This is a genomic window from Paenibacillus enshidis (genome assembly GCF_042136365.1).
GTDB classification, from domain to species: Bacteria; Bacillota; Bacilli; order Paenibacillales; family Paenibacillaceae; genus Paenibacillus; species Paenibacillus enshidis.
The window spans coordinates 582,560-603,428 of the sequence record NZ_JBHHMI010000001.1 but is presented as its reverse complement, the minus strand read 5'-3'; the positions used below and the strand labels follow the sequence as shown (position 1 = coordinate 603,428).

The window sequence follows — 20,869 nt, the reverse complement described above, 5'->3', positions numbered from 1 at the left end:
AGCATATGGGAGTGTCCAACCAACTGTATAGTGAAAAGGCTTTGCTTGCAGCGAGTATGCGCGATCAGAAAGAAACGCTGATCCGGTTTGTATCTGAGGAATTGCCCAAGCCCGTTGTACCTTATGACCGTTTGCCGCAACCGTCGTTGGTTCCTGTCCAGTCTGAGTTATCCAGCCATGCCGTTACGGCCTGGCTTCCCGAATTCTCCGCCCAGGAGCTGATTCGCATAAGCAATGGCTCGAATGCCAACCTGCATGCGCTGGCCGCAGCGGCAGCTTCCGTGCTTGTCTACAAATATTGCGGGGCGGATTATTTTCTGCTGGGTATTCCGGCTGCCTTTATCCCTGTAAATGTAAGTCCGACCGATACATTCAAGGAGCTTTTGCTGCAAACCAGGCGGAGCCTGAGCCAATCACAGGAATATGCCCGTTATCCGCTTGAAGTGCTGGCCGGTGAAATGGGAATGCCCTGGGAGGCTGCGGATAATCCATTTTTTGAAATTGCCGTGATGCTCGAAACGGTTCATGGTCTGGCATGGATGGACGATATAGGTGTGGCTTTTGCTTTTTCCCTGAATGTTCATGCCGATTCCGTTCAGATCAAGCTGTACTACGATCCTAGCCGGTACGGGGAATTCTCGGCCTGGCGGGTTATGGACCAATATATGGTGTTGCTTCAGAATGTCCTGCTTCAGCCGGATCAGCCCGTTGCCGGCATTTCCATGACGGATGCCGACTCGCTGTCCTTGCTTGCACAGGAAATGAACGTGGATATTGCAATGCCTGAGCCGTTCTTGCTGCACGAAATGTTCGCCAGCACAGCTTGCAGTGTACCGGATCATACCGCACTTGTATGTGGCAGCGAAAAACTGACATATGGAGAGCTTAAACATCGTGTGGACTGCATTGCCTTTGTACTGCAAAAGGAAGGTGTGAAGCGTGGCACCATCGTTGCCATTCGGGTTGAACGATCATTTGACATGGTGGCGGGAATCCTGGCCATTTTGAGCGCAGGAGGGACGTATCTGCCGATTGAGCCCGGACTTCCTGCGGAAAGATTCCGCTATATGCTTGAGGACTCGGGAACGGCCTTTTTGGTGACGGCCAGCAGCCTTGAAACTCCTGAAGCATGGGGAAGCGGAACGATCATTCATTTGGATGAAATGGTGTGGAACTCTGCAGAGGAATGGGTTCCGCGCGGGGAGACGTACTCCGGGAACGATGTGACGTCCGCAGACCCGGCATACATTATTTACACTTCGGGAACGTCGGGCCAACCCAAAGGTGCCGTGATTCGGCATGGTCAAATTACAAGTCTTCTTCAGCATACGCTGCCGCTGTTTTCGTTATCTGTCAAGGATCGGTGGACCCTGTTCCATTCCTTCAGCTTTGATTTCTCGGTATGGGAAATGTTCGGGGCACTTGTGACAGGGGCAACGCTCATCATTGTGCCGGAATCCATTGTAAAGGATACCCGGCGTTTCGCCAGACTGCTGACGGCAGAGAATGTGACGGTGCTGAATCAGACGCCTTCGGCATTTTATCGGCTCATCCAGGAAGAAGCTATACAGGAATGGAGTCCGCGTTATGTGATTTTTGGCGGTGAAGCGCTGACCCCTGGCAAGATTGCGGCATGGGCAGAGCGTCATCCGAATTCCGAACTGATTAATATGTACGGCATTACGGAGACCACCATTCATGCGACTTATAAAAAGCTGTTGCCCGCAGACCTGCGCTCCTCCTCCAGCAACATAGGCCATCTTTTACCGCATTTGCGGGGCATGGTGGTGGATCGTGATCTGCATCCGGTTCCTTGCGGCGTGCCGGGAGAGCTGTGGATTGCCGGGCTGGGTGTAGCCGAGGGTTATCTTGGCAAACCGGAACTGACAAATGCCCGGTTTGTTACACACTCCTTGCTGGGCGAAACACGGTTCTACCGTTCGGGAGACCTGGTGAGACAGCTTGCAAACGGCGAATTCGAGTATTTGGGCAGAATGGACCAGCAGGTCAAAATTCGCGGGTATCGCATTGAGATCGGGGAAATTGTGGAGCAGCTTCTGCAGCACACTCACATCGCCGACGCGGTCGTAATAACGCAGAAGGATGGCATGGGAAACTCCGAGCTTGCCGCCTATCTGGTATGCCGTGGCACAGTTGCTGATGAGGAAATTCGCTTACATCTGGAGACCCGCTTGCCTGCATATATGATCCCGTCCCATTTCTATGAGACCGAATTCATGCCTCTGACCCTCAACGGCAAGATGGATCAGAAAAAGCTGCTGTCTGTTCGCCGCAGGCTGCAAAGCAATACCGTTCATATGCTTCCAAGAAATGATGTTGAACAGACCGTATACGAGATTTGGAAAAAATACGTGCCTCAGGATGTGGATTTTGGCATTCATGACTCTCTGTTCCACATTGGAGGACATTCCCTGACCGCTTCCCTGATTGTGAATGAGCTGAATCGCGATTTCGGATGCAATCTTACGATACGAACTATTTTCGAGCATTCGACGATTGAAGCTCTGTGCCGTGAAATACGGCAATATGTTGACCATGCGTACATCCCGATTCCTTCCATTGGGGAAAAAGAGCATTACGTCTGTTCTTCCGCTCAGGAGCGCATCTATTTTCATCAAGCTGCAGCCGAGGATTCAACGCTGTATAACATGCCGGTCAGGCTTGACATTCATGGTCCGCTTCATGAAGCGCAACTGATTAAGGCCTTGCAGGAGCTTGTGGCAAGACATCATGCACTGCGTACCTGTTTGCACATCGTACAAGGTTATCCGTTCATGCGCACGGTTCCCGCTCTGAACCAGGAGCAATATTTGGAGGTCGTGCCGATGGATGAGGCAGCGCTTGAAGGTTATTTGCGCCATTTTGTCCAACCGTTCGATCTCCTGGCCGCTCCTCTGTTTAGAGTGAAGCTGCTGAAGTTTTCCGAGACCCGCTGCATGCTCTTGTTTGATCTTCATCATATGATTGCGGATGGGACTACGCTGGACATTTTGCTGCGGGATCTGCTGCTCTTGTATGAAGGACAAGCTCTGGAACCGCTGATAGTGGAATACAAGGACTATGCTGCCTGGCAGAAAAAAGAGCTGACGAGCGCGGATATGGCTGTGCATCAAGCCTACTGGCTGGAGCAGTTCGGGGATGAGATTCCGCTGCTGGCCTTGCCGACGGATTTTCCGAAGAAGAGCTATCCTGACGTAAAGGGGGATGTACTGATATCCTCATGTGAACCGGACATGCTGGAGCCGTTGCAGGAGCTGGCCCGGCAGCATCATACCACACTGTTCACGGTTATGCTGACCGCCTTTTATGTCCTGTTGCACAAGTATACCGGTCAGGAGGACATCGTGGTGGGTACACCGGCCGAAGGGCGTGAACATGCCGAACTGAAGCATCTTGCCGGCGTCTTCGTCAACTCGCTGGCTCTCCGCAGCCAGCCTGCAGGAAGCAAAACATTTGTGCAATTGCTGGAAGAAGTCAAAAGCACCGTCATAGCGGCTCTGGAACATCAGGCCTATCCGTTTGAGCAGCTTGTATCTAAAGTGGGAGCAGCGCGGGATTTGAACCACAATCCGCTATTTGATGTCTGGTTCGCCCTGCAATCATCCAGCGAGCCCAAGCGCTGCGGCGCATTACGGATCGAGGCTGCCGCTCTTGCATCCGGAATGTCCAAATTCGACCTCAGCCTGTACGCTGTGATCCATAGCAATCATACATTTGATCTCATGTGGGAATACAGGACCGGTTTGTTCCGTGCTGATACGATTCGGCAGATGTCGCATCATTTTGAAATTCTGCTGAGAGAGTTGGGCATGCACGCTTCGCGTCCATTGCAGGACATCACTCTGTTGTCGGAAGCACAGCATGATCAAATCACCCGGACATGGAATCCTGACCCGTCCTATTATCCGGTCGAGGCCGGTATTCATGTGCTGTTTGAACAAATGGCCGCTGCTGTAGGTAAACAGATTGCACTTGACACACCACTAACGAGCCTGACCTACGAGGAACTGAACGGAATGGCCAATACGTTGGCGAAGCGGCTCAGAAGCAAAGGAGTAGGCCGGAATACACTGGTTGGGATCCTTCTTGGCCGCAGCCACCACTTGATGGTTGCGATCATGGCCGTGCTGAAGGCGGGCGGCGCTTACCTGCCCATCGATCCCGGCTTTCCGGAGGAGCGCATACGCCATATGCTGCAAAACAGCCGGGTCAAGCTTGTACTGTCGGATCATCTGGATGGGTTGAACGGTTGGGGAGAGAGCTGCGCCGGTGAAGTGCTGCTGCTTCATGATGAGCAGACCGCATATTATGGGGAGTGTGCCAACCCTGACCCGATCAACGAACCCGGGGATATGGCTTATGTCTTGTACACTTCCGGCTCCACCGGGTCACCCAAAGGGGTGGTTATTACCCACGACAATCTTTTCAATTTCATCCATGCCATGAGTGAACAGACCGAATGGCCTGCAGGCTCCGGCGTTCTGGCGCTGACAACGGTATCCTTTGACATTTTTTTTGTTGAAATGCTGCTGCCCTTGTTTAAAGGGATGAAGGTCATCATGGCCGATGAAGCCATACAGCAGGACCCGGAGCTGCTGGCCCGTCTGGTACAGGACAAGCCTGTGCATACACTGCAGTTGACGCCGTCCCGCTTGTCCATGCTGCTGAATCACCGCCATGGGGCGGAGTTGCTACGTCAGGCAAAGCAAATTCTCGTCGGGGGCGAACATTTTCCGCTGAAACTGCTTGCCGGACTTCAGAATTGCACGATGGCCAGAATTTACAATATGTATGGTCCGACAGAGACCACCATCTGGTCCACAGTGCAGGAATTGACTGCCTCCACCCGTAATGACATAGGCAGGCCTCTGGCCAACACATGGCTTTATGTATTGGATTCACAAGGACAGCTTGTGCCTCCGGGTATTCCGGGAGAGCTGTATATCGGAGGCAAGGGGGTAGCAAAGGGCTATTTCGGAAACGAGCTCCTGACGAATGAACGATTTATACCCAACCCGTTTACAGGCGAGGGGACGATGTATCGAACCGGAGATCGGGTCCGGTGGCTGGATGACGGCTGTTTGATGTATTTGGGAAGGCTGGACCACCAGGTCAAAATACGGGGATACCGCATCGATACGGAAGAAGTGCAGGAAAGCATGATGTCCTGTGAAGGCGTTGCCCAGGCACTTGTGGTGGCGGAGTCCAGCCGGGAGAACGGGGACAGACTGGTCGGTTATTATACGGCTGTAAGGGCATGTTCACCAAGGCAGGTCATGCAGCATTTAATGGATTTGCTCCCGGCTTATATGATTCCCGGGCGATTGGTGCATATTGCTTCATTCCCGCTGACACCGAATGGCAAGCTTGACCGCAAGAAGCTGAAGACAGCGGAGATAATTCAGGATCAGGAGGAAGAACGGCAGAGCACGGATACGGCAACCGATGGGGAGCGGCAAATGGCCGCGATCTGGTCCGAAGTGCTTGAACTGACCGGGCCGTTCAGCCCGACAGACTCCTTTTTTGAGCTGGGAGGCAACTCGCTGCAGGCCAGTTCCATTCTGCTGATGATTCATGAACGCATGGGTGCGGAGATATCCCTGCGCCAGTTTTTCAAACAGCCTACCGTCAGGGCCTTGAGCATATTGGCCGAATCTTCGTCCAAAAGCAAAATCATGGCTATTCCTGCGGCTGCTGCTGCAGACAGCTATCCATTATCATCGGCCCAAAGACGAATGTATTTCCTGTACGAGCTGGAAGGAGAGGGCATTTCCTATAACATGCCGCTGATGGTCAAGATCAAAGGCAGGCTGGGTCACCAACGGCTTTCCAGGGCTCTGGATGAGATGACCCGGCGTCATGCATCCCTGCGTACCCGCTTTGAAACGGTAAACGGAAGACCCGTTCAACGCATCACGCCTGATGCGCAAATTCCGGTGTCGTATCGGCAAGCAGCTACAGGCACGGAGCTTCAGGACATGGTTTTGGGATTTATTCAGCCTTTTGCGCTGGATAAAGCTCCGCTCGTGCGGATATGCATCGCTTCCACTGCAGAGGAAGAAAGCGTATTGATGCTTGATATGCACCATATTATTGCGGATGGGATCAGTACCGACATTTTCGTGCGGGATTTGCTTGCACTGTATCAGGGGCAAGAGCTTGTCCAGCCCCCAACAGTGGATTACAAGGATTACAGTCTGTGGCAAAGCCAGCTGGTACACACCGATCTGTACCGGACCCAGGAAAAATTCTGGCTGGATACGCTGGGGGGAGAGCTGCCGATTCTGAACTTGCCGATTGACCGGCCAAGACCGCCAGTTAAAGGATATGACGGCGGAACCGTCCAAACCAGTGTGCTGCCCGAGCTTCGCCACAAGCTTAACCACACTGCGGCAAACCATGGCGTGACTTTAAATACCTTGCTGCTCACAGCATATTATACGCTGCTGTTCCGCATCACCGGCCAGGAGGATATCATTGTGGGATCGCCCTTTGCCAATCGTCAGCAGGCGGATATCCGGGAAGTGATCGGCATGTTTGTCAATACGGTCGCCCTTCGTTCCTGCCCTGCGGCGGACAAAACGGTAAGACAGTATGTGCATGAAGTAGCGGACCTGCTGTTGCTCGCTCAAGAGCATCAGGAGCTGCCTTTCGAGCATCTGATCGAGAAGCTGAATCTGCCGCGCGACATGAGCCGTAATCCGCTGTTTGATACGATGTTCAGCTACCAGTCCAAGCCATTGCCATTACCTCAGTGGCCGGAGCTGCGTGTTGAGCCGTATATGGTTTCATTTCCGGTATCCAAGTTTGACTTGTCCTTGAATATTGTAGAAACCTCTGAGGACATGCTGCTTGAGTTGGAATACAGCGCAGAGCTGTTTATGGCAGAGACGGTTCATCGTTATATGGATTATTACATTCAAATATTACTGGCATTTACGGAGGGGCCGGACCAGTTGCTCGGGGAGATTGAATTTCTGCCGCTGGAAGAGAAAACAAGGCTGCTGTCCGGATTTCACCGACTGCTTGCCGAACCGCTGCTTGTCGAACCGTCCGCCAACGGCGAAGACTTTTATACGCTGTTTGAACACACGGCACAGCAGTATGCTCTTCAAACGGCGCTGGTCTATGAGGGACAGTCTCTTACTTACGCTGAACTGGAGCGGCGTGCCGCCGTGCTTGCTTGTGTTCTGCAATCCAGGGGAGCAGGACGAGGCAGCAAGGTTGGTGTGCTGCTGGAGCGATCCATGGAGGGTGTAGTTGCCATCCTGGCGGTATTACGAACAGGCGCAGCTTATGTTCCGATGGATCCGGCATATCCGGAGGAACGGGTGGCGCATATGTTGAGTGACAGTGGGGCGGAGTGGCTGATCTGCCATGCAGATAGCACACAGTCCGTGTCGCCTTCAGTATGCTGCATCCCGATTGAGCAGGTGGACTGGTCACAAAAGCCGGAGCAGATGAGTCGTGCAGCCGTCAACAGCGACGATTTGATGTATATCATTTATACCTCGGGCTCTACCGGCAGGCCCAAAGGCGTCATGATCGGACACAAGCAGTTTATCGCCATGTGCCGTATCTGGCGGGAGGAATATCAGTTGACACGTCCGGACTTCAGCCTGTTGCAGTTGGCAAGCATTTCATTTGACGTGTTCACCGGTGATTTGGGCAGAACGCTTCTGCATGGCGGCAAGCTGGTCATCAGCTCGGAGGAAGAGAAGTATGATTTTCGCCGGTTATACAGTCTCATGGCGGAGCACCGTATCACTCTGTTTGAATCGACCTCCGCTCTGATTGTCCCGTTTATGAACTATGTGAGTGAGCGGAATCTGGACGTATCCTTCCTGCAGCTTCTGATTATCGGCTCGGATGTGTGCAGAGTGGAGGATTTCCAGCGCCTGTACGCCCAATTCGGCGGAGCCATGCGCATTGTGAACAGTTATGGGGTCACCGAAGCGACGGTAGATTCAAGCTATTATGAATGCAAGCCCGGCTGGAGTATGCCAGAAACGAGGGTGCCCATCGGAAGGCCCCTCCCCAATGTACGATTTTATATTTTGGACAAACGCGCAAAGCTGGTGCCGATTGGCGTTATCGGAGAATTGTATATAGGCGGCATCGGTGTAGGCAATGGGTATCATAACAATCCCGAGCTTACGCACAACCGTTTTTTGAGCGACCCGTTCGTTGCAGGAGGCAGAGTCTACCGGACCGGGGATTATGCAAGATGGCTTCCAAATGGAACCGTGGAGTTTCTCGGCAGGGGCGACGCGCAAGTCAAAATCCGCGGGCTGCGGATCGAGACGGGGGAAATTGAAAGTGCGCTGCGCCGGCATCCCCTGATCTCTGAGGCGGTGGTCATTGCCCGGCAGGATGACGGCAAAGAATTGTACTTATGCGCCTATTATACGGCTGCAAACAGCATTGATTCACAGGAATTAAGGAATACATTGACCGCCTCGCTTCCGGAATTCATGATCCCGTCCCATTGGATGAGGCTGGAGCAAATGCCGGTCAGCAGCAACGGGAAAATTGATGTCAAGTCTTTCCCGGTTCCCGCAACGGGCCCTGCTTCCCGCAGCGGTGCAGGAGACCGCCCTGAGACAGAAATCGAGGTCAAGCTTGCGGCGATCTGGCAGGAAGTTCTGGCGTGCGATCCGGTTGGACTGGATGACAATTTTTTTGATCTTGGTGGAAATTCCATGTCCATATTGGAGATCAATACCCGAATCCGTGAGGAGCTGTCGCTTGAATTCAGTGTAGCCACGTTGTTCAGGTATGCCACCATTCGCTCGTTTATCGCCCAACTGCATTCAGGTGACGGGGAGAAAGAGGTGGCTATAGCCAGCCGTACTGCCCATCACCAGCAAGCAGCCATGATCCAGGACGGAAACCAGCGCAAGAGAGAAATGCTGAATCGAAGACGGAACCGCTAACCCGAACTCGTTTGGAGGTTGACTCATGAATCAAGGCGAAACGCAGCTTGTCCCGATCAGCGAATCCCCTGAGCTGGACATATTGCGCAACCTTGTCCCCCTGTATCTTCATGATTTATCGGCATATACACCGGAGCTTAGGCCGAATGAGAAGGGGATATTTGAATATGAAGGATTGCATCTGTACGGGCAGGATGAACGGCTGAAAGCCTTTTTGATTTACCACGAATCCCGGGTCGCGGGCTTTCTGCTGCTGAATCAGCCTCCCTACACGGCTCAGGATGTCGATTATTGCGTGAACGAGCTGTTCATTCTGCAAGGCTGCAGGCAAAAGGGGATTGCCCGGGCTGCCGTTCAGCAAGTATTGCGGCAATATCCGGGCAAATACTTGATTTTTCAATTGGCAGGCAACGCGCAGGCGATTTCCTTCTGGAGAAAGGTGTATGACCTTAACGGGATTCATTTCTCGGAAACAGAAGAGTTATATGATGGTGAATTATGTAATGTTCAGCGATTTGAGACGGGGCCGAATAGCTTGAGAAGGAGCATTCACTATGGAAAAGGAAAATAGCCAATTTACGGGGTTGGAAATTGCTATTATCGGCATGTCCGGAAGATTCCCTGGGGCCGCCAATTTGGAGCAATTTTGGCATAATCTGAAGCATGGTGTTGAATCTATCACTTTTTTTACAGATAAACAGCTTGAGGCAGCCGGCGTATCCAGGGATATGCTGCAGAATCCCGATTACGTCAAGGCCAAAGGGCTGCTGCAGGATTATGATTGCTTTGATGCATCGTTTTTCGACTATGTTCCTGCCGATGCCGAGTTGCTGGACCCCCAGATTCGCCTCTTTCATGAATGCGCATGGGAGGCCTTGGAGGAGGGGGGCTACGCATTGCCCGATTCCGATCTGTCTGTAGGGGTGTACGCCGGGGCATCGTCCAATCTGCTGTGGGAGGCAACCGCCTCTCTGGCAGAGCTTGCTCCCGAATCCAAACAATTTGCCGACAGCCAGTTGACGGATAAAGATTTTCTCTCGACACGGGTGTCCTATGCCCTCAATCTGAAAGGTCCCAGTGTAAGTATCTATACTGCCTGTTCCACGTCCCTGGTGGCCATCCATATGGCCTGTCAAGGCTTGCTCAGTGGAGAATGCCGCATGGCGCTGGCCGGTGGAGTGACGGTCTCACTCCCGCAGGAAGGTGGTTATCTGTTCCAGGAAGGCATGATTCTGTCTCCGGACGGGCACTGCCGGGCTTTTGACCACCAAGCTGCCGGAACGGTGGGCGGCAGCGGAGCAGGAGTTGTGCTGCTAAAAAGATTGGAAGATGCGCTTGCGGATGGGGACCCCATTCATGCTCTGATTAAAGGATCGGCCATCAATAACGATGGGGCGGGCAAGGCGGCCTTTTCCGCTCCCAGCATAGAGGAGCAAAGCCGTGTCATCCGCTCAGCCATGCTGGCCGCAGAGGTGGAGCCGGACAGCATAAGTTATGTGGAGGCGCATGGTACAGGCACTTATATCGGAGATCCCGTGGAGCTTGAAGGGCTGCGCCTGGCGTTTGACGGTGTGATTCCCGCATCCTGTGCCATCGGCTCGGTCAAATCCAATATCGGTCATCTGGACTGTGCCGCCGGGGTAGCCGGGTTCATCAAAACGGTGCTGGCGTTGAAGCATCGCACACTTCCGCCGACACTGTATGTAACCCGTCCGAATCCACAGTTTGACTGGCATACGAGCCCGTTTTATGTCAACACGCAGGAGCGGCCATGGACAAGCGACAGGGGGCATCCCCTGCGTGCCAGTGTCAGCTCTTTTGGGATCGGAGGTACGAATGCCCATGTGATTTTGGAGCAAGCCCCGCCAGTGGCGGAGACCGCTAGTCCCCGGCATCGCGGTCAGTCCATGGACACACAAGCGGAGACGTCGCCGGTGCTTCTTCCCCTATCGGCCAAGACGCCTGCGGCCCTGAAACAGACCGCCGAAAATCTGGCCCGATACCTGGCGGGCAATCCGCACGCCTCTCTGGAAGATGTGGCGCACACGCTCGTTCATGCCAGAGCGGAATGGAAGCATCGTGCTGCGTTTATTTGTCATAGCCGCCTGGAGGCGATTGAACAACTGTACGCCTTTAAAGAGTCCGGGACACCGTTCCCGGCTGTCGGCTTCATGGAGGAAGTTCGTGAACGCTGGCTGGCCGGTGACAGCATCCGCAGGCATTATCCGCATCTTTTTGCCGGAAGTGTGCTGCATTTGCCGACCTATCCGTTTGCGAAAGTGCAATTTAACCGCCAGCTTGAACGGTACAAGCAGCTTATGGCGGCAGGCAGCCTATCCGCCCGTGCAGGGGATCATGAAGGTATTGAACAGGAAGCCCGGCCGCAGAAAAATGCGGATCTCTCCAAGTGGCTGTATGTGCCCGGTTGGTCCAGAACATCCAGGGTCAGCTATACGCTCGACAAACGCACCATAGAACGGCTCAAAGAGAGCGTGTGGGTGATTGCTCCCGATGCTTGCGGAATTAGCGGGCATATACTGAAGCTGCTTGAGGAGCATAACGCAGAGGTACGGATCGCGGCTCCGGACGCAGCATGGTCATTGCCGGACAGCAACACCAAACCTCTGAAAATCCTGCATCTGGCGAGCCTCAACACTGAAATGCATCCAACGCTCGACCAGGCACGGTTTCAGGCTTTGCAGCAAAACGGCGCCTACCGTTTGCTTAACCATGTTCGGAATGTCCATAAGGTCAAGGGTACCGTTGCGGCAGATCTTATCGCGGTGACCAACGGGATGCAGGAGGTGACGGGCACGGAGCGGATTCAGGCTGCGCATTCCACGCTCAAGGGCCTGGCATTGGTCATTCCGCAAGAAAATCCGAATATTCGCTGCACGGTGGTGGATCTTGATGATGAGCTGTCTGCAGAAGCCGCGCACGCTTATGCCTGTGCCATCCTCAGCGAGGCCGCTCATATAGAGTCGAGCCATGAGCCATTTGTTGCTTACCGCAAGCAGTATCGCTGGATTGCAAATTATGCGCCAGCCCCGCTGCCGGCCCGGCCGGACGGGCAAAGCGAGCTGCGCCCTGGCGGTATCTATTGTATAACCGGCGGTTTCGGAAAGATCGGCCGCGCACTTGCAGAGCATTTCGCCTTGCGATACGGGGCACGGGTCGCTTTGTTAGGGAGAACGGTCATTCCGGACAGACATACATGGAAGGACATGGCTGCCGGACAAATGCACGATGCCGAAGAACGGGTACGGAGCCTGATCGGCTGGGCGCAAACGCTTGAGCAGAGCGGAGCAGAGATCATACTCCTGACGGCGGATGTTGCGTCCGAGGACAGCCTGCGGGAGGCATTCGCCCGTGTTGGTGAGCATTGGGGTCCCATCAACGGCATTATTCACGCAGCCGGCCTGACGGACGGAACGACATTTGAAGCGGTCTCCCGTCTGGATGAAGAACGGCTGGAGGAACAGTTCAGGTCCAAAGTGTACGGCATGCTGGCCCTGGAACGGGCTGTTGCGGATTTGAACCCGGATTTTTGCGTTCTGTTTTCTTCGTTGTCGGCGGTGCTTGGCGGAATTACCTTCGGCGCTTATGCCGCCGCGAACAGTTTTCTGGATGCTTGTGTATACAGCCCGTCCTTTCAGCAAGGGCGATGGATCAGCCTGGGCTGGGACGGCTGGAATGTCGGAGGGGAACATAACACGGACTCCACTGCGGATGATCCTTTTTTGATGGAGATGGATGAAGGGATTGAAGTATTGGAACGGGTGCTTCTGACGAAGGAAGCCGGACATTTCATCGTCTCTGTGGCAAATCTGGAGCAGCGCAGGAGTCGCTGGGTTACCGGGCTTCGGGTGGAAAGGGAACAGGCGGCGCCTGTGCGCAGCAATATCAAGAAGCTTCCACGTCCGCCGCTTGCTGTGCCTTACAGTGAACCGGAGAACGAGCTGCAGCGTCAGTTAACGGATTATTGGGAAAATTTCTTCGGCATTGAGCCTATCGGTATTGACGATGATTTCTTCGAGCTTGGCGGAGATTCGCTCAAAGGCGCAACGCTGATTGCCGGTCTGCAAAAACAGGGGCTTGCGCTCCCGCTTAGCGAGCTGTTCCAGCATTCCACCATTCGCGAGCTGGCGGAAATATGGACCGGGGAATCCGCGATAGCCTCGACCGTTGCCCAGGGTGACCCGGAACCGGAATCGGAACTGGCCGATCTGTACCCGCTGTCACCTGCCCAGACCCGCATGTATTTCATGAGCAGATATTACGAACAAGATACCAATTATAACATTCCTTCTGCCGTAACCATTGACGGACCGCTGGATAAGGAAAGGGTGGAGCAGACCATCCGCAGCTTGATTCGCAGACATGAAAGTTTGCGCACCAGCTTTGAAATGCGTGGAGAGGAGCCTGTTCAGCGCATCCATCCGGCCTCGGAAATCCGGTTTGACCTTGCTTACAGCGAGGCAGCATTGGAGCAGATCGAAGCAAGAGCTCACGAACTGATACAGCCTTTTGATCTGGGACAGGCACCGCTGCTGCGGGCACAATTGATCCGCCTGGAAGAGAATCGGCATCTGCTTTTTATGGATATGCATCATATCATTTCGGACGGCGTGTCAACCGGCATTATTATGAAGGAGTTTGTTGAACTTTATGATGGAAAAGCATTGGAAGAACCGACCCATCAATATAAGGATTATGTGCGTTGGCTACAGGGAATCTCACCGTCAGTCAGGGAACGGCAGCAACAATTCTGGCTCAACCGGTATCGGGGGGAGCTGCCCGCCTTGCGTCTCCCTGTCCTGATGGAGCCTGGCCAAGGCGGGAAAACAGACGCAGACAAGCTCCCGTTTATATTGGATCAAGATACAGTCCGAAAACTGCAAGCCTTGTCTTCCCGGCACAGATCGACGATGTTCATGACGCTGCTGACGTTATACTACGTATTTTTGTCCAGGTATACCAACCAGCAGGATATCGTCATCGGAACGGCCTCTGCAGGCAGGCAGTATGAACACGCCGACAATATTGTAGGCATGTTTGTCAACACGCTTCCGCTGCGCAATTTCCCGGCAGGCAGCAAACGTTTTACAGATTTTCTGGAGGAAGTCAAATCTAATGTGCTGCAATCGTTTGATCATCAGGAGTATCCGTTTGAGGAGCTGCTGCAGCAGCTTGATCTGGAACGGAGCCCTGACAGACAGCCTCTGATGGAAACGATGTTTGTATTTCAAAATATTGATTTTCATGCGCAATCCGGCTCTTTGACATTTGCAGGCTACGACCTGCCGAGCACCTCTTCCAAGTACGACCTCATGCTTGAGGCCAAAGAAATGAACGGAGAAATCCTCTGCTTGTTCCATTACCGTGTTCAATGCTTTGATCGTGCTTATGTGCAGCAGATGGGCCGGCATTTTCAGCATTTGATGCAGCAGTGTCTGGCTGATCCGGAACTGGAGCTGCATCAGCTGCGGCTGATGACTTCGGAAGAAGAAGTCCGTCTATTGCAGCTCACACATCCCTATCTGTGTGAATCGACCGGGCAGACGGTTCAGAGCCGGTTTGAAGCTATGGCGGAGCGGTATCCGGACCGTATCGCGCTTGTGCTGGAGGATAGCAGCTATACCTATCGAGTCCTGAATGAGCAGGCAAACCGGGTCGCACATACGCTGCTGTCGAATCTGCCGCGGCAGGAAGCCATTGTGGCCATTGTAATGGAGCGTTCGGAACAGCTTGTATCCGCCATTCTCGGCACGGTGAAAGCCGGGGCCGCATACTTGCTTATTCAGCCCGATCTGCCAGAGGAACGCATTGCTTATATGTTAAAAGACAGCGAAGCGGCAAGGATTATCACCACGCCGGAGCATGCCGGTAGGCTGAAGGGTTATGGACCGGAGCTGCTGCTCATGCAGGTTGATAACTTGGCCGCTTGTATGGAAAACCCTGCGATGGATGCGCTGCCGGACCGGCTTGCTTATGTGATGTACACATCAGGCACTACAGGCAAGCCCAAGGCGGTGATGATTGAAAACCGGAACATTGCCAGGCTGGTGCTGCCGGAAAATTATCGCCTGCTCATCCAGGGAGACCGGGTTCTGCAGACGGCATCCATGATGTTTGATGCCTTTACGCTGGAGCTGTGGGGAACGCTCACCAACGGGGATACGCTCGTGATGCTGAATGAGCACATCATTCAGGATGCCCGTACATTCAGCACCGCGTTGTCCGATTACGGCATCACAGACCTGTTCCTGACGACTTCGCTGTTTCATTATTTGGTGATGCAGCAGCCGTCGTCGTTTGCAACGCTAAAGACTGTGATTATCGGAGGCGAAGCTGCGTCTGCGCATCATGCGCAATTGCTGCACCAGGCTTGTCCCGATACGGTGTTAATCAACGGTTATGGTCCGACGGAAAATACGACATTTTCCACATTGTATACCGTCAAGCAGGGGACGAAGGCGCCCGTTCCAATCGGAGTGCCACTCTATCTGTCCCAGGCCTATGTCGTGCATCCGGAGCAGATGAATCAACTGCAGCCTCCCGGAGTGGAAGGAGAGCTATGCGTTGCCGGGCAGGGTGTAGGCAGAGGGTACTGGAAACAACCGGAGATGACCGCCCGTAAATTTGTGCCCAACCCATTTGATCCAGGCAAGCTTATGTACCGGACCGGGGATTTCGCTAAGTGGCTTCCGGACGGAACCTTGCAGTTCATCGGCCGGATGGACGATCAGGTCAAGATCAGGGGATACCGGATCGAGCTTGACGAAATCCGCGCCTGTATGCTGGAACACCCGGATATTACAGGGGCGGCCGTCATTGTGCTTGATCGTGAAGCCGGGCGTGAGAAGGAAATCTGCGCATATTATACCGCCGGACAGGCGGAATTGGCTCAAGATCAAGTCCGGAGCTTTCTTGCTGCAAGGCTGCCGCGTTATATGGTCCCTGCTTTTGTAATCCGTCTGGACATACTGCCCTTAACCTCCAACGGAAAACTGGATCAGCGCGCATTGCCAGACCCGCGGACACAACTGCAGGACTCCGCTGCTCTGCTGACCGAACCGGTAACGGCCATGGAACGGCGGCTGGCGGCCATCTTCGCTGCTGTGCTGGAGCTGAATACGGTGGGCAGGGACTGCAATTTCTTTGATTGGGGCGGACATTCGCTCAAGGCTATGCACCTTGTCAGCCGGGTGCAGCAGGAGTTCAACCTGGAGATGAAGCTGAAGGATCTGTTCCGGTATCCTGTGCTGCAAGAGCTGGCTTTGCATCTGGAAGAACGGGCGGTACATGCAACGGAGGAGCAGGAGCCGCTTCCCTGGGTGCAATCTATTCAGCCTGCTGTGCAGAAAGAGGATTACCCGCTCTCGTCCGCTCAGCAGCGATTGTTTATATTGGAGCAGTTCCAGGATATCGGAACAAGCTATAATATGCCTTTTGTGCTGCGGCTTGAAGGGGAGCTGAATATTGAGCGGGTGAAATTCGTTTATACAAGCATGCTTGGCCGGCATGCTGCCTTGCGCACGTCATTTCATTTGACCGAAGACCGGGGGCCGGTGCAAAAAGTAGCCCCGGTAGAGTCGCTCCAGGCGGAGGTAACGCTATACTCATGTGAACCGGAAGAGCGCCAAGCTGTCCATGATCTGATTCAACAATTTGTCCGGCCTTTTGCTCTGGATGTGGCCCCTCTCGTTCGGGTAGGCATTGTGCGGCTGCAAGCTCGCCGGCATCTGCTGATGGTGGACATGCATCACCTGATTTCGGACGGGGTCTCCATGGACATCTGGGTGGATGAGTTCATCCGGCTGTATACAAACGACAATGCTCTGGAAGCGCCGCGGCTGCAATATCCCGATTATGCCGTCTGGCAGCAGCAGCAACTGCATTCGGGGATATTGGAACGGCAAAAAGCGTTTTGGCTGAATCAGCTGGCAAGTCCTTTGCCTGTGCTGCAAATGCCAACCGATTATGCACGCCCTGCTGTTCGCAATTATGCCGGCCGCCAATACAGCTTCATGCTTGGACAAGAGCTGACCAACAAACTCAGGTCCTGCAGCCGGGAGCATGGAGTTACGCTGTACATGCTGACCCTGGCGGCATATGGTGTTCTGCTCCATCAATATACGGGTCAGGATGATCTCGTCATCGGCACTCCGGTTGCGGGAAGGAACCATGCGGATTTGTTCGGTGTGGTCGGTATGTTTGCCAACACGCTAGCCATCCGCTGCCAGCCTGATCCCGGGAAAACGGCTACCGATTTTTTACAGGAAATCAAGCACATCACGCTTCATGCATTCGAGCATGCAGATTACCCGTTCGAGGAGCTGGTGCAGGCATTAAACGTGCCCAGGGATACAAGCCGCAGTCCAGTATTTGATACGATGTTTTCCTTGCAGAATGCTCCGGCCCGCACGCTGCAACTTCCGGGGCTTTCCTGTGAGCCGTATGGCTTTGAAACGAACCAATCCGCCTTTGATCTGTCTCTCCAGATTCATGAGCAGCAGGATCGGCTCGAACTGTTTATGGAGTACAGCACCCGTCTGTTCCGGGAGGATACGATTCACAGGCTGATGTGTCACTATTGCAATATCCTGCAATTCATGGTTACTCAGCCGGAGGCTCTCTTATCCACAGCAGACATGCTGACCTATGAGGAGAAGCATCTGATTTTACAACAATTCAACTCGACAGCAATCGACAGAGAGCAGCCTGCCATGACCCTACCGAATCTAGTTGAGCGCCAGGCTGCACAAACGCCAAATCGTCTCGCCGTTCATCACGGAGAGGAGCAACTGACCTATCGGGAGCTTATGCAAAAAGGAGATATGTTGGCCCGTCACCTGACAGAGCTGGGTGTGACTGAAGGGAGGACTGTCGCTATTTTGATGTCCAATTCGTCCGCCATGATTGTTGCCTTGCTGGCCATTCAGCGCATGGGGGCCATATGTGTGCCGATTGACCCGGAATATCCGGAGAAACGAATCACATTCATGCTGCAGGATGCAAATGCTGTCCTGTTGATCACCGGTGCTGAAACCGGCGTTCCTCTTGCCTGGACGGGACCAACCTTGTGGATGAGCGGCTCAGAAGTTGTCGGGTCCAGTCTGGAGCAAGGCGGTCTGCGCGGCGACGTGTCCGACACATGGCCTGAAACGGGAATGCCGGGGGATGCTCTCGCATGGCTGCCTGATCGCAGCCAGCCGGGGTCCATTGCTTATGTGCTGTATACATCAGGAACAACAGGTCAGCCCAAAGGGGTCCAGCTTTCACACCGGAATCTGGCTCATTATGTGACAACATTTAGCGAAACCTTCCATCTGGAGCCGGATGACCGGGTGCTGCATCATTCTTCCATTTCATTTGACACATCCATTGAAGAGATCTATCCGGCACTGATTACTGGAGGTTCCGTGCATATTGCAGCGAAGGACAAGGCGCGTCATATCGAGAGCCTGGCTGCCCTGATTGAAGAGCGTTCTGTAACGGTGATTTCTGCTTCTCCGCTGATGCTGAGCGAGCTGGACCGGCATCTGCGGAATCATCGGGTCCGTCTGTTCATAGCTGGAGGAGATGTGCTAAAGAAGCAGCATGTTTCCAGACTGCTGCAGAACGCCGAGGTGTACAACTCCTATGGCCCCACGGAAACGACAGTATGTGCAGCCTACCATCGCTGCCAGGACAGTGATGGCGATAGCATGCCAATCGGGAAACCGATTCCGGGCTGCCGGATTTATATTCTGAACCGGAGCGGCCAGCTTCAGCCTCCGGGCATTCCGGGAGAGCTCTGTATTGCCGGGGCCGGTGTAACCCAAGGATATCTGGGCAGGGAGGACCTGACGGCGGAGAGGTTCATCCCCGATCCACACGGGCCGGGACGCATGTATCGCACCGGTGATCTGGCCAAATGGGATGAGCAGGGCAATCTGCATTTTCTGGGACGCATGGATCAGCAGGTGAAAATTCGCGGATACCGCGTGGAGCTGCAAGAGATCGAAACGGCTTTGCTGCAAATCCCCGGGGTGCAGGAAGCGGTCGTACTGGCCAGGGCGGACCAGCATCACTTTCAGCGGCTGCAGGCCTTCCTGGTGTCCGATATTCAGCAATATCCGGAGCAAATCCGGGAACGCCTGCTGCTCGAACTGCCGGAATATATGATCCCCAGCCAGTTTATCGTGCTGGACCATTTGCCTTTGACCCATAACGGAAAAGTGGACCGGCGCCAACTGGAGCAGGAGCATGAACATATACAGGCAGCGGCACAGGAGGCCAGAGCGGTGGAGCCGTCCAATCCTGTGGAAGCCCGGTTGCATCACATATGGAAAGAAGTCCTGAATGTGAACGAGTTGGGTGTGCAGGATAACTTTTTTGAGCATGGAGGCCACTCGCTCAAGGCAACAAGCCTGGCGGTAAAGATTCGGCATGAGTTTCGGCTGGACTTCAATCTCCAGCACGTATTCCAGTATCAGACCATCGCAGAAATGGCTGATTTTCTGAAATCAAGCCTGGCGGTTGCGCAACTGGACGACATCGTGCCGGCCCAGCAGGCGGACCATTATCCGTTATCCTCCGCGCAAAAACGCATGCTGTTATTACATGCGGCGGATGAAACGAGCACCAGTTACAACATGCCGATGGTGCTGGAGGTTGCAGGCAAGCTGGATGAGGAGCGCTGCCGGGCAGCGCTGGCACAATTGATCGGCAGACATGAAATTTTGCGAACCTCCTTCCATTTCATTGATGGTTTGCCTGTTCAGAATATTCATGATCGGGGAGCAGCGGAATGGATTGAAATCGAGGCTGAGCAGGACGAAGTGCATGCCATCATTCAGGAGCATATCCGGCCTTTCCGCCTGGATATGCCTACCCAGCTGCGGGTCTGTCTGATCCACACCGGCGAGCATCAGGCGGTATTGGTTTTCGATATCCATCACATTATATCCGACGGTGTGTCACTTTCTATTTTGATTACGGAATTTATGGACATTTATATGGGAAAAGAGCTGCCGGCCTTACAAGTGCAATATAAAGACTTTGCGGTATGGCAAAACGAGATGCTGTCCAGTCCGCAGATGCAAACACAAAAAAATTACTGGTTGGGACAATTTGAAGATGAAGCTCCTGCTCTCAAGCTTCCATATGACTATGAACGTCCAAAGCTGCAAAGCTTCAGCGGAAGCTCCATCTCTTTCGAAGCAGGCGCGGAGTTGAACGAACAATTAAAGCAGCTTGCCTTGAGAACGGACACGACGTTATACATGCTGCTGCTTGCAGCTTACTATACTTTGCTGTACCGCTATTCCGGGCAGCGGGATATCGTGATCGGCTGTCCCATTGCCGGCAGACAGCATGAACAGGTGGAACGTTTGCTGGGCATGTTTGTGAACACCTTGCCCTTGCGCATGCGGATTCACGGAGACTGCAGGTTTGAAGACCTGCTGCATGAGGTAAGACAACGCACTCTGGCTGGCTACGCCCATCAGGATTATCCGTTTGACGATCTTGTCGAACAACTGGATTACCGTCGTGACCTCAGCCGCAATCCGCTGTTTGATACCGTGCTGGTCATGCAGAATATGGAGTCTCCGCCGACGATTATTCCTGATACGCAATTCCAGGCACGGGATTATGAACGGAACAGCACCATGTTTGATATCCGCTTTGAGGTGACCGAGGATCATGGGGGCTTGCAATTTACGATGGATTATTGCACCAGCCTGTTCAAGGCGTCCACCATTCGTCATATGACCCGGAATTACATGCACATCCTGCAGCAGATTGTTCGCAATGCCGGGGTGGAGCTGGACCGGATCGAGCTGGAGCATGGTTATACCATCCGGGAACGGCAGGACTGGCTGGAGAGCATTACTTTTGATTTCTAACATGAGGTGTACAGGAAG

At 53.6% G+C, this 20,869-nt stretch carries 3 protein-coding genes; all 3 read left to right on the top strand.

The window, feature by feature from the left end; translation table 11 throughout:
- The first annotated feature begins 11 nt into the window (after positions 1-11).
- The 3 genes from ACE41H_RS02535 to ACE41H_RS02525 are packed head-to-tail and all read left to right on the top strand — an operon-like array spanning position 12 to position 20,851.
- On the top strand, positions 12-8,957 hold the full coding sequence (locus tag ACE41H_RS02535; protein WP_375353115.1) for a non-ribosomal peptide synthetase: 8,946 nt from the start codon (positions 12-14) through the stop codon (positions 8,955-8,957).
- 25 nt (positions 8,958-8,982) lie between these two features.
- A complete protein-coding gene (locus ACE41H_RS02530) occupies positions 8,983-9,528 on the top strand; it encodes a GNAT family N-acetyltransferase (RefSeq protein ID WP_375353114.1) in 546 nt (181 codons plus the stop codon).
- Complete coding sequence (locus ACE41H_RS02525) at positions 9,512-20,851, top strand: type I polyketide synthase (protein ID WP_375353112.1); 11,340 nt, start codon at positions 9,512-9,514, stop codon at positions 20,849-20,851. Before ACE41H_RS02530 ends, ACE41H_RS02525 begins: the two co-directional genes overlap by 17 nt.
- Positions 20,852-20,869 lie beyond the last annotated feature (18 nt).

Coding starts and splice junctions, on each gene's coding strand:
- ACE41H_RS02525 (WP_375353112.1), top strand. CDS start 9,512: ATGGAAAAGGAAAATAGCCAATTTACGGGGTTGGAAATTGCTATTATC.
- ACE41H_RS02530 (WP_375353114.1), top strand. CDS start 8,983: ATGAATCAAGGCGAAACGCAGCTTGTCCCGATCAGCGAATCCCCTGAG.